Source organism: Flavobacterium cyanobacteriorum (genome assembly GCF_002251835.1).
In the GTDB taxonomy this organism is placed as follows: Bacteria; Bacteroidota; Bacteroidia; order Flavobacteriales; family Flavobacteriaceae; genus Flavobacterium; species Flavobacterium cyanobacteriorum.
In genome coordinates this window covers 1-12,331 of sequence record NZ_NOXV01000228.1, presented here as the reverse complement: position 1 = coordinate 12,331, position 12,331 = coordinate 1, and the positions used below count along the sequence as shown (strand labels likewise).

Sequence of the window (12,331 nt, the reverse complement as noted above, 5' to 3'; positions counted from 1 at the left end):
CGTCAACCCTTTTTTATTTAACAAATAAGTTTAAACCACTTCATTGTTTATGCTTTTACTGATGCTACGAGCAATGCAGAAATATTACCTTCAGCTAGAGGATTAGCAGTATCAGCTACAATTAATCAAAATACTACTTACAATGGTCATCTTGATGTTGTTTATACCCCAGTTAGTGATCAACAAATTAAATTAAGAGTTTTAGACGTAGACGCTAATCTTGCTAATTATGCTTTCGGAACAATTATTGTTCAGGAATTAGAAATTAGTAGCAATTTAAGTACAGTTTCACATCGTTTTGCGAGAAGTAATACAGCTCAGATTATAAATTCAACAGCAACTAACATAGTTTTAAATGATTCTTTTAATGGTGCTTTACCTTTAAATACAACTACAGGAGTATTTTCATTAACTGCAGGCAAAACCTATCGATTGTCATTTTCTGGTAATTTAGAGTTTAGTTTGGCTGGCGGATTTACTTTTATAAGATGGGTAGATGCTATAACAGGTGTTCAATTAATTTCAGGTAATAATAATCAAGGAGTTTGGGTGTCTAGTTCAGCTGGTAATGTTGGTTCAGGCTCTAGAGTAGATATAATTTATACTCCTTCAGCTAATCAAACAGTTAGACTGGAAGGGCTTACAGGTAGTGGAACATCTAATATCCGTATATATTCCCCATTCATTCACAATTTTGGAATTGTTCAAGAGTTGGGTGTAACTGCTAACTAATATTTTTTTAATTAATCATCCCTACTTGCTCTCAGCAAGTAGGGATATTTTAACATTAAACGCTGGTGAAGAAAAATTACATTTTAAGTTATACAGAGTAGCAGAGTAAAGTAAACCTGAATCAAACTCATCACATTAATGAAAAAACTTTTTATCACATTAATAACCTTAGGAGCATTACATCTCAATGCTCAGGTAAAAATCGGGGACAACCCCACCAGCATCAGCCCGAGTGCGGCTCTAGAAATAGAGAGTGCCAATAAAGCATTAATCATACCTCGTGTAGCCAACACCGCTGCGATTACTTCCCCTGTAAACGGGTTAATAATTTACGACGTTTCTACGCAATGTTTTAAGTTTTATCAAAACAATGCTTGGAGTGATTGTATTTTAGCGGGTTCATTTATACAAACAATTTTAGAGCAAATTGGTATTGAAGCGGATGATTTAAATCTTTCATCGACCATTTTAGCTCAACAATTGATAGATATAGGAATTGTGGGTGTTAATCCAAACTATATTATCGCTTATCAAAACTATATTGATGCCAATCCAAACTTTTTTAGCAACCCTGCCCTTTTTAGCCAAGTTCAGGCAATGGTCAATGCTGTAAATGCTAACCTGAATGCAATTTTAGTACAAATCGGTAATGAAGGAGACCAGCCTAATGTAGTACCATCGGCAGTAACTGTTGCCCAGTTGCAACAATTGCCCGTTACAGGGGTAAATCCTGCCTACCAATCGGCTTATCAAGCCTATATTGATGCGAATCCAAACAGCTTTTCAGCTCCGGCTACTATAGCCGAAGTACAAGCAATGATTACAGTGGTTAACAATAACCTGAATGCAATTTTGGTACAAATAGGTAATGAAGGAGACCAGCCTAATGTAATACCATCGGTAGTAACGGTTGCACAGTTGCAGCAATTGCCTGTTACAGGGGTTAATCCTGCCTACCAGTCGGCTTATCAAGCCTATATTGACGTGAATCCAAACAGCTTTTCAGCTCCGGCTACTGTTGCCGAGGTACAAGCGATGATTACTACAGTTAATAATAATGTGAATGCAATTTTGGTACAAATCGGTAATGAAGGAGACCAACCTAATGTAGTACCATCGGTAGTAACGGTCGCCCAATTACAACAATTGCCCGTTACAGGGGTAAATCCTGCCTACCAATCGGCTTATCAAGCCTATATTGATGCGAATCCAAACAGCTTTTCAGCTCCGGCTACTATAGCCGAAGTACAAGCAATGATTACAGTGGTTAACAATAACCTGAATGCAATTTTGGTACAAATAGGTAATGAAGGAGACCAGCCTAATGTAATACCATCGGTAGTAACGGTTGCACAGTTGCAGCAATTGCCTGTTACAGGGGTTAATCCTGCCTACCAGTCGGCTTATCAAGCCTATATTGACGTGAATCCAAACAGCTTTTCAGCTCCGGCTACTGTTGCCGAGGTACAAGCGATGATTACTACAGTTAATAATAATGTGAATGCAATTTTGGTACAAATCGGTAATGAAGGAGACCAACCTAATGTAGTACCATCGGTAGTAACGGTCGCCCAATTACAACAATTGCCCGTTACAGGGGTTAATCCTGCCTACCAGTCGGCTTATCAAGCCTATATTGATGCAAATCCAAACAACTTTTCAGCTCCGGCTACCATAGCCGAAGTACAAGCGATGATTACAGCGGTTAACAATAACCTGAATGCAATTTTGGTACAAATCGGTAATGAAGGAGATCAACCTAATTTAGTACCATCAGTAGTAACCGCTGCCCAGTTGCAANAAACTCCAGCAGATTTATGTGTTGCACTTATGAATTGAACTTAGAAATATAATATAAGAGTCATAAGAATAGTATTTATATTTTTGACACGACAATTATTTTTGAATTATGAAGGCTAAGCCAAGACAAGGATGGGAAGAGATGATAAAAAAAGAAATGGAGTTAAATCCGGAGGCTTTATTGCCTGACTTTTTTGAAGATGAAATTAATGATTGGACTTGGTAAACACATATAGTATGAACACACGCCAGCAACAGCTCGATGCCTTTAACCGCCTGCTCGACATTATGGACGACCTGCGCGAAAAATGCCCGTGGGATAAAAAGCAGACCCTGCAAAGCCTGCGCCACCTTACTATTGAGGAAACCTATGAGCTGGGCGATGCCATACTGGATAATAACCTGCAGGAGGTTAAGAAAGAATTGGGCGATATCCTGCTGCACATTGTTTTCTATGCAAGAATTGGAAGCGAAACTGGTGATTTTGATATTGCCGATGTGGCTAATGAGATTTGTGATAAGCTTATTCACCGCCACCCTCATATTTATGGCGACACTGAGGTAGAGAACGAAGAGCAGGTAAAGCAGAACTGGGAAAAACTGAAGCTGAAGGAAGGTAAGAAATCGGTACTGGAAGGTGTGCCCAAAAGCCTCCCGGCATTGGTTAAGGCCAGCCGAATTCAGGATAAGGCCCGCGGAGTAGGGTTTGACTGGGAAGCACCGCACCAGGTATGGGATAAAGTACAGGAAGAGCTTCAGGAGTTTCAGGATGAGGTTAGTAAAGGCGATAAGGATAAGATTGAGTCAGAGTTTGGCGATGTGCTTTTCTCTATGATCAATTACGCACGATTCCTCGATATAAATCCGGAAGATGCACTTGAACGCACTAATAAAAAATTTATACAACGTTTCCAGTACCTGGAAAGCAAAGCGGCCACCCTAGGCAAATCACTGGCTGATATGACCCTTGCTGAAATGGATGTATTCTGGAATGAAGCAAAAAAACTAAAATAATGAACAGGATTGTTTTCGCCTTATTTTTCATAAGCTGTTTTTGCTTCGGGCAAAAGACGGATGTTGCAGAATTGCAGTTAAAGCTTGAACCCAACGCTTCAGAGGAACTGCTTTACGGATTTGCCGCAGGCGATAAGATACTATTTACTGTTGAGGAGGCCGGTGGCAAAACCATTTCGGAAGTTGCCGTAGCCGAATATCCACAAACTTTTAAATACAGGGAACTTGAGGTTAAAAAGGAGAAGAACCGCGAGTTCAGGGTAAACCAAAAAGCAGTTTATAGCTTTACGTTTGCCAATAAAAGTAAGGAAAGCCGTATCTGCAGGGTAAAGATACAGCGCGTGCCTGCTTCATCAGATACCAGGGCTTTTAATACAGCCGTAAAATGGGCCACCGTGCATGATACATTGTGGAATACCTTTACACGCGATGTTGTAGTGGGGTATGATACTGTTTACGAGCAAAAAATAAAAAAGGTTGTAGCTTTTGAAAAGCGTTATGAAGAAGTAGTACTCGATAAAAACCAGCGTGTTGATGCTAAGACCACACTGGGGCAAAGCAGGGCTGCCGTAGCTTTTACGTTACCGGCTGCTTACACCGGTAAAGACGAAACTAAAAAAGTAGTGGCATGGGCCTATTGGGTAGGTGTAGGGGAAGAGTCAAACGAATTCTGGAAGCAGAACCGGAAAATGATTGTAGGTGCAGTGCAGGGCGCTACCACAATGTTTACTTCACCCCTTGGGGGTATAGCTGCCGGCGCAGTTACAAACCTTATACTTCCCACTAACGGTGAAGATGTGGAGTATGCCCTTGTAAACGAAGCTAACAGCAGGCTTTTCTTTCAGGAGAAAGCATATAAGTCATTTGACAGCGGTAAAGGCATAGCCGCTTACAAGCGCTTTACGGATGAGGCGTTAATGAAAGGCAAATATTTTATAGCCCTTATTAACGATAACATTGTACAGCCAATTGATGTAAATGTAAAAGTATCAGCAATAGTAGAACACATTAAATACAGGGATGAAAAATATACAGACCGTACTATTACGCCACGCTATGAGAAGAAGATAGTACGTGAGCCGCAGATACAATCAAGAAAAATACCTGTAACTTTTGATTATAGATAAAAAAACCATCCCTTAAAGATGGTTTTTTATTAAGTAGGGCTATTATTCCTGCTTCATGTTTCGTATCTGCGTTAGCTTATCTCTCCAGGTTTGAAGTTCCTGCTTGTGGCGCTCTATATTTTTCTTAACCTCTTTTACAAGCGGATTATCGCCTTTGGCATTTGAAAAGAACTGGATATTATTCTCCAGTTGGAAAATCTCACCTTGTATCTCGTCAATTTTACGCATGATAAAAATCTTCTCATTTTCAATCCGGCGTGCATTGTCTCCTTCTGCCATCTGCTCAAGGCGGCTGTTAAAGCGGGCCATGTCGGCATCTTTCTTAGAAAGGCTGAGCTTATCGAACAAAGCATCCAGTATCTTATTAAATTTCCCCTCTATATGGCGCCTTGACTGTGGTACGCGGCCGAAACCTTTCCAGTTCTCAATATGTTTTTTTATTGCATCAAGATCGGTTTTATGGTCTCCCGTAAGCTGAAAATCCCTCAATTGTTCAAGATATTCTTTTTTCTTTTCAAAAGCCTCCAGCTCTTCGCTGTTGGCAGCATTGCGGTGTTCGTGCAGCCTGTCGAAGTAGTGGTTGCACGCCGCCTTGAAGTCTTTCCAGACACTGTCAGAAAACTTTCTGGGCACATGCCCTATAGTTTTCCACTCTTCCTGGATTTGTTTCATTACAGGCGTTGTAGCGGCAAAATCTTCACTGTCCTGGAGGGAACGTGCTTTCTCCACTAAAGCCAGTTTTTTGTTGAGGTTTTCCTGCTGGTCTTTTTTTATGTCTTTATAGAAAGAGTTCTTCTGTGCATTAAAGTTCCTTACGGCATTTTTAAACGCTGCCCAGGTTTCTTCATTAACTTCAGCAGGCACTTTTCCGGCCCTGAAGAACGCTTCGCGCAGCGCTTCCACTTTATCAATCTGCCCCTGCCAGCCGCTGTGTGCATTTACTTTTTCGGCAGCTATAGCCTCAATCTGTGTAATTATCTCCTGCTTCTTTTTCAGGTTTTCCGATTCAAGTTCTTTTGCCTTTGCGGCCAGGGCTTCGCGCTTATCGTGCAGCTGCTTGGTGAGTTCGCTGAAGCGGTTCCATATCTCCTCCCGGTGTTCACGCGAAACAGGGCCTATTTCTTCCTTCCATATCTTGTGTAGCGCCTGCAGTTCGCGGAATGCTTTGTTTACATCTTCTTCCTGCACCAGTTCCTCCACACGGGCTATGATGCGCTGTTTTTGCTCCAGGTTATGTTTAAAGTCAAGGTCGCGCACTTCCCTGTCGAGGTGCAGGTGGTCATAAAAACGCTCTATATGGAAATGGTAATTGTTCCACACATGATTGTACTTGTCGCGGGGTATAGGCCCGGCATTTTTCCAGCGTTCACGCAGGTCGTTAACCTGTTTAAGTGCGTCTTTAATGTTCTCTCCCGAGTCTATTATGTTCTTAAGTTCCTCAATAATAGCAACCCTTTTTTCAAGGTTGCCCTTCAGGTCGTTCTGTAGTTTTTTAAAATGGCTGTTCTTCCTGTCCCTGTACTGGTTGTAAAGGCTGTCAAACCTGTTTTTGAGCGGGAAGTGATATTCAAACCCTGCAGTATCACCATTGTTATCATGGCTGTACTCGTCTTTCTTTTCCTCTATAAGATGATTATATTTTGCATAAAACTCTTTCCTTATCTCTTCAACATGGTCTTTAACAGCCATAACTTTATCATTGCCCGCAAGCGTTTCAAGCTCGGCTACAAGCTGCTCCATGGATAAAGCTTCGTAATTCTTCATCGGTATATCATGGTGGCCCGCTCCGTCTTCGCCTGCTTCTGCATTAGAGCTTTCAATAGCTTCAACAGCGCTTAAAGCACCTGCATGCTGGCCGGCATTCCCGCCTTCGTTTATAAGCGCATCAGCAATGGCTTCACCTGTGTGTGCACTGCTTTCTTCATTCTCCACGCCCTCATTTTCCATAAGTGGGAATATCTGCCCTTCGGTTTCCCTTATTGCAGTTATATCTTCATCATTCTCGTTTGTTTCAGGCACTTCAACTGTTGAGCCATTTTCAGGGTGAATGGCTTCATTTTGTTCGTGTGTCGGCTGTCCGTCTGCTTCATGCAGGTTATCATTCTTTTCTACTGACATTGTAATAGATGCTTGGGTTTTTAATGCTTTAATGCCGAAAGATAGTAAAGCCCGGTTAAAATTCAAAAAAAAAACGACACTTTATGCCGGAATTTAAGTGAATAAAATACAGGATTACGATATTGTTAAGCTAAGGATACTACTTTTAGCTTTTATTCCATATTTTCCATGCTTTATCTGCCTGGTGCACCAGCATGTCAAACCCGTTCTTTGCAGTAGCGCCACCGGCAGCGGCATTTTTCAGGAATAAGGTTTCCTCCGGGTTGTAAACCAGGTCAAAAGCTATGTGCTTTTCTGTAAAGAGGCGGTAATTAAGCGGGGGGCATTCTTCAACTTTAGGATAGGTACCTAAGGGTGTGGTATTAATAATTATCTGGTAATCATCAAATATTTCCCTGTCCAGGCTGTCATACCCAAAAACTGTATCGGTGGCAGTGCGCGATACAAAATCATATTCAATCTTCATGTCGCGCAGCGCAAAGGCAACTGCTTTTGATGCCCCGCCTGTACCGAGTATAAGCGCTTTATTATGCCAGGGCTGCAGCAGGGGCTTCAGCGCCTTGCGGAAGCCATAGTGGTCGGTATTATAGCCTTTCAGGCCTTTTTTAGTGATTTTTATAGTATTTACAGCGCCTATTACAGCCGCTTTTTTTGAAAGGGAATCCAGCAGGGGGATAACCTCCTGTTTATAAGGTACTGTTACATTAAGGCCTTTAAGCCCTTTTGTGTTAGCAATGATTTCAGGAAGTTGCCTTATGCTTTGGATATCAAAATTTTTATAATAATAATTATCAAGGCCTTCCTCTTCAAACTTTTCTGCGAAATAGCCTGCGGAAAAAGAGTAACTTATATTGCGGCCTACAAGACCAAAAATTTTTGCCTTATTTGTCTTCAAGTTGATGTTGTTTCAGTGGCGGGATATTTAAAAACAAAAGCCCGGCAACTCACGCTGCCGGGCTTTTACCCACACTATTTATTACTGTATTTCTTTATCTCATCCTGTACTACTGCAAGCTCCCATATTACGGGGAACTGTTCTTCCAGCAGGGTGTGGTTTTTATAATTTAGCCTGAGGCCGTTGCTCAGGTGAAAAATCCCTTTATCAGTTTCCTGCAACATGAAGTATAACCCGGCAAGGCGGTACTCTACTTCATATTCTTCCGGGAAATATTCTGATGCCTGCAACAGCGTATTTATAGCCGTATCATACTCCCCTAAAAACTGCAACGTATCGGTCCAGAAAAGCCAGGTGTCAAGCTGGTAATCGCCATATTCCACAGCCTTTCTGTATCCTTCTTCGGCTTCTTCATGAAAATTAAGCGCTTTATTTATCACCGCGTAACGTTTCCAGTACAGCTTATTCTCATTATCAATACCGATAGCTTTGTTAACATAATACAACGCTTTCTGGTAGTTTTTCCTGCGGATGTAAAAATCAGTAATCGCTATCCATGCTTTATCCAGTAGCGGGTCTTCATGTACCGTTTTCAGGTAAAATTTCAGTGCTTTTTCATCATTGCCCAGCCTTTCATGGCATTTTCCTACCCTCAGCAGCGCAAATGATGTAGGGTCATCAAGCTCCATTGTGATATTATAACATGTTATGGCCTCTTCATACTGCTTAAGCCTCTCGAGTGTTTTAGCCTTTTCAAGGAAAGCACCGAGGAAACTTTCGTCAATAAGCGTGGCATAATCAAATGCGCGCAATGCCTGTTCATAATTTTTTATTGAGTAGTATTGCCTGCCCAGCTGGTGCCATGCCACCTCGCTATACGGGTTCCTGTCAATAAAACCGTTAAGAAAATCAATGGCTTCAAGGTTCTGGTCAAGAAAATCAAAGCAATAAACCACGTTATATAATGCAGAATGATCTTCTGTGTCTTCCTCAAGGCATTTTATAAAACTCTCCTTGGCCATTTCAAGGTTATCCATAAAGAGGTACTCCATGCCCAGCAGCGAATATACATCAGCATAATCATCAGTATATTTAAGCGCTGTCTGCAAAAGTTCCACAGCCTTGTCATGCTGGTCCCTCTTCGAATAAATATTGGCTTTCTGGATATAGATCTCTTCGTTTGTAGGCTCTATGGCATAGAGTTCATTAAGTAAGCGCTCTGCCATGTCAAGCTTGTCATCAAATACAAGCAGCTCAACCTGTACTAATTTTAAACCTGTTGACCTTGGATGCTGTTCAAGGCCGAGTTTTAAGGCTTTTTTCGCAAGGTTGATTTTTCCGGTGTCGAGGTAGTGAAGAATGATGTCTTCAAACTCTTCGGAGTCAAAGAAGAATACCTTGTTGGTTTTCAACATTGATTCGAACTTTGATAAGGATAAACTGTTATCTTCTTCTTCGTGACTCAAATTCATACTCCTTTTGTTTAAAATTATCCTTCTTAAAGTTACTAAATGTTACTGTAGAAGGGAAATAATTGGCATTTGTTTTAAACAATTTAATTAACAATTTTACGTGTTAATTTATTGTTCTGCTTCATTTAATATAATATCCATAACTTCAAGAATAATGCCACATCCCTCACGTATTTCATTATCTGAAATTGTTAGTGGCGGTGTAATCCTTATGGCTTTGCCTTCAAACAGCAGCCAGAACAATATCAGGCCCTTATCCTGGCATTGGAGTATCACTCTGTTTGTTATCTCAGCGCTTTCGGTCATGGCGGCCAGCATTAGGCCTTCTCCGCGTACCTCCGTTATTAGTGGGTGTATCAAAAGCTCCCTGAAGAGTTTTTCTTTCTCCAGCGCCCGCGCCATTATGTCAGTTTCGACCAGTTCCTGTAATGTTGCCAGGCAGGCTGCGGCTATAACCGGATGACCGCCAAATGTGGTGATATGCCCCAGTTTAGGGTCATGGCATAAGAGGTCCATCATTTCGGGCGAGGCCGTAAAAGCGCCCACAGGCATGCCGCCGCCCATCCCTTTACCCATAACCACAACATCAGGCACTACATCATAGTTCTGGAAACCAAATAATTTACCGGTGCGGCCAAATCCGGGCTGTATTTCGTCCAATATCATAAGCGCGCCCACTTCATCGCAGCGTTGCCTTACTTTTTTAAGAAAATCATTGTGCGGCCTTATAAAACCGGCACCACCCTGAATGGTTTCGAGTATTATGCCTGCAGTTTTGGTAGTTATCTTTTGCAGGTCATCCTCATTATTAAAAGTTATGAAATCTACATCAGGTACCAGTGGCCTGAATACCTGCTTGCGCTCCTCAAACCCCATAACGCTCATAGAGCCCATTGTATTGCCATGGTAGGCGTTGTGGCATGATATAAGCTGGCTACGGCCGGTTACCCTGCGGGCGAGTTTAAGCGCGCCTTCGGTAGCTTCGGTACCGCTGTTGGTAAGATAGGTTTTACTCAGCTTTTCGGGCATGTATTGGGCCAGCAGTTTACAAAATTCCGTCGCGGGATGCTGCGCATATTCCCCGTAAACCATCACGTGGCTGTACTTGCCCAGCTGCTCAATGATAGCCCGGTTCACCCGTGGGTGCTGGTGGCCAAGGCTTGCTGCCGATACGCCGGCCACAAAATCAAGATAGGCTTTGCCGGCCGTATCATATATGTATGAACCTTTGGCGTGTGCTACTTCCATGCCCAGCGGGTGAGGGGTAGTTTGCGCCTGATATTTATAAAAGTCTTTAATCATTTATCCGCTTGTATTTTTAGCTCATAAACCCGGCCATCATAACAATACTTTAAAAAAGGTAATATTAAGGTTTCTTTTCCTTTGATAATGCAGGCCCCGGGTTCTTCCTGTCATATTCCAGGGTTTCCCTAAGGGGTTCCATAGGTTTGTCCTCTTTTAGTTTCTCCTTTTCACTGCGGTTGACAATCTTGTCATGCAGTTCCTGCTCTTCCGGAGGGAATATATCGTCCTTGCTTTTAATAATCTCGTCGCCACGCCATTCAAAGCCCCTGAGTTTCCTTACATTTTGGGGCAGTTCGGCATCAGGGTAAATCTGGCTTTCAATCTTCCTCAGTAGTGTAGCCGAAGTGATTTTGTTATCGCTTAGCTCAAGATGGATGCTGCTTCCTACACCTTTATCAATCCCGAAAAGTTCCTGCTTGTCATACATGTAAATTATTTTCTCCGCATTACCTACCAGGTCCACTTCATAGAGCTTGTTGTCGCGGAACTTGCCATACATGTTCTTGCCCTTTATCTGTGTGTAGCCAGTGCCCAGAGTGTCTTTTTGTATAATAAAGGCATTGCCCAAAACTTTCAGGGAATCCAGCTTTTTTGTTTTGTTGCTTGATACCAGGTGTATTTCCTGCCCGGTCATCTGGTTGACGCCGTTCCACACCACCGGGCGCTTTATCAGCCTGGTCAGCCCGTGTGCTTCGTCCGAATGTATTGAGTCACATTTGCCGCTCATATCTGTTTTATAGAAACGTGCATTATTATACCCCCTGATAATCCTCCCGCCCTGCTTCCCGGTTACCATCATTACCCTGGCATGAGTGTAGAGGGTATCTTTTTCTACCAGTGTTTTGGCCACAGCATGTTTTGTCATCACCAGTGAATCTCCCTGCGGCCTGCGGAATATTTCTCCATAATGGCCTTCCAGGACATATTTGTTTACAGTATCGGTAATCCGCACGTTATTAGTGCCTGATGAATAGTTTTTAGGTTTGTTGTAATACAGTTTATCTCCTTTTATTATCCGTGTCCCGTAGCGTATGTAGGAATTTGTTAACAGTTGCGCTTCGTTTTTCTTGGTGTCATAAAATCCATTTTCGGTATAAATATAATCCTCCCTGCTGGTGATGGTTGAAGGGCCAAACACATAAGAGTGCCCTGAATTGGTATAGTAGTCCAAATGGTTGGACTTCAGCACATGCTTAGGGTTGGTAAGGGTAACCGCGGTCCTGAACTCATATTTTTTTTGCCCTGCAATATACCTTCCTGATTTACTTTTAAGGGTGTTTTCCCCGTTTACAATAGTTCCGTAGGTGTTATAAAAGGCCTGCTGTATAGTGCGGTCAAAATTTACTGTGTCGGTAGTCAGCGTCATGTCCGGGGAGCGCATCACCACATTGCCCGTAGCATAGGCAAATTTCCTGTTACCATTGTATTCCGCATAGCGGCTGTCCATGAAAAGCGAATCGCCCTGGTTCATTTTAACACTGCCAAAAAGCTTCACATAATTTTCATCTTTAAAATGGTAAGCCTTGTTGCAGGTTATCCTTACACCATCATGCCATACGCTTACGTTGCCAATAAAAACGATAGCTCCCGGCACTTCATCCTGGTTCATGTTTACAAAATCAGAGTTTTCAATAATAATATTGCTGTTTTTTTTCTGGTTTTGCGACCACAGGCAGGAACAGAGTGTGAAAGTAAGGAGCAACAGGAGTAGCTTTTTCAAATTTTAAAAAATTAAGGTGCAAATTTACACAATTAATACAACAATACCCATGCCGAAACGGTTAGTTGTACATAACGTAAAAAGTAGCCATAAATTGCACGAAAAGAAGCCGTCTCACAACTTGAGACGGTTTTTTTACGTTTTTCTT

At 42.1% G+C, this 12,331-nt stretch carries 8 protein-coding genes; 3 read left to right on the top strand and 5 right to left on the bottom strand.

The window, feature by feature from the left end; all coding sequences use genetic code 11:
• The first annotated feature begins 432 nt into the window (after positions 1-432).
• From CHU92_RS06045 to CHU92_RS06030, 3 genes are all read left to right on the top strand, one after another.
• The gene (locus CHU92_RS06045) at positions 433-732 is read left to right on the top strand and encodes a hypothetical protein (protein WP_094413617.1); all 300 of its coding nucleotides are present in this window, start codon (positions 433-435) and stop codon (positions 730-732) included.
• Between the two features lie 2,037 nt (positions 733-2,769).
• Positions 2,770-3,546: a nucleoside triphosphate pyrophosphohydrolase gene (mazG, locus tag CHU92_RS06035; RefSeq protein WP_094413621.1), complete on the top strand. Its 777-nt coding sequence runs from the start codon at positions 2,770-2,772 to the stop codon at positions 3,544-3,546.
• Positions 3,546-4,673: a hypothetical protein gene (locus CHU92_RS06030; RefSeq protein WP_094413613.1), complete on the top strand. Its 1,128-nt coding sequence runs from the start codon at positions 3,546-3,548 to the stop codon at positions 4,671-4,673. The genes mazG and CHU92_RS06030 overlap by 1 nt, the downstream gene beginning before the upstream one ends.
• A gap of 42 nt (positions 4,674-4,715) precedes the next feature.
• Here CHU92_RS06030 and CHU92_RS06025 read toward each other — a convergent pair whose 3' ends face one another.
• From CHU92_RS06025 to CHU92_RS06005, 5 genes are all read right to left on the bottom strand, one after another.
• Complete coding sequence (locus tag CHU92_RS06025; protein WP_094413619.1) at positions 4,716-6,791, bottom strand: DUF349 domain-containing protein; 2,076 nt, start codon at positions 6,789-6,791, stop codon at positions 4,716-4,718.
• A gap of 145 nt (positions 6,792-6,936) precedes the next feature.
• Positions 6,937-7,686 carry a shikimate dehydrogenase family protein gene (locus CHU92_RS06020; protein ID WP_094413610.1) on the bottom strand — a complete coding sequence of 250 codons (750 nt, stop codon included), beginning with the start codon at positions 7,684-7,686 and terminating at the stop codon, positions 6,937-6,939.
• A gap of 74 nt (positions 7,687-7,760) precedes the next feature.
• Complete coding sequence (locus CHU92_RS06015) at positions 7,761-9,158, bottom strand: tetratricopeptide repeat protein (RefSeq protein WP_094413608.1); 1,398 nt, start codon at positions 9,156-9,158, stop codon at positions 7,761-7,763.
• A 108-nt stretch (positions 9,159-9,266) separates the two neighbouring features.
• Positions 9,267-10,460 (bottom strand): aspartate aminotransferase family protein, encoded by a 1,194-nt coding sequence (locus CHU92_RS06010; RefSeq protein ID WP_094413606.1) that lies wholly within the window; start codon positions 10,458-10,460, stop codon positions 9,267-9,269.
• A gap of 64 nt (positions 10,461-10,524) precedes the next feature.
• Positions 10,525-12,183 carry an OstA-like protein gene (locus CHU92_RS06005; RefSeq protein WP_094413604.1) on the bottom strand — a complete coding sequence of 553 codons (1,659 nt, stop codon included), beginning with the start codon at positions 12,181-12,183 and terminating at the stop codon, positions 10,525-10,527.
• Positions 12,184-12,331 lie beyond the last annotated feature (148 nt).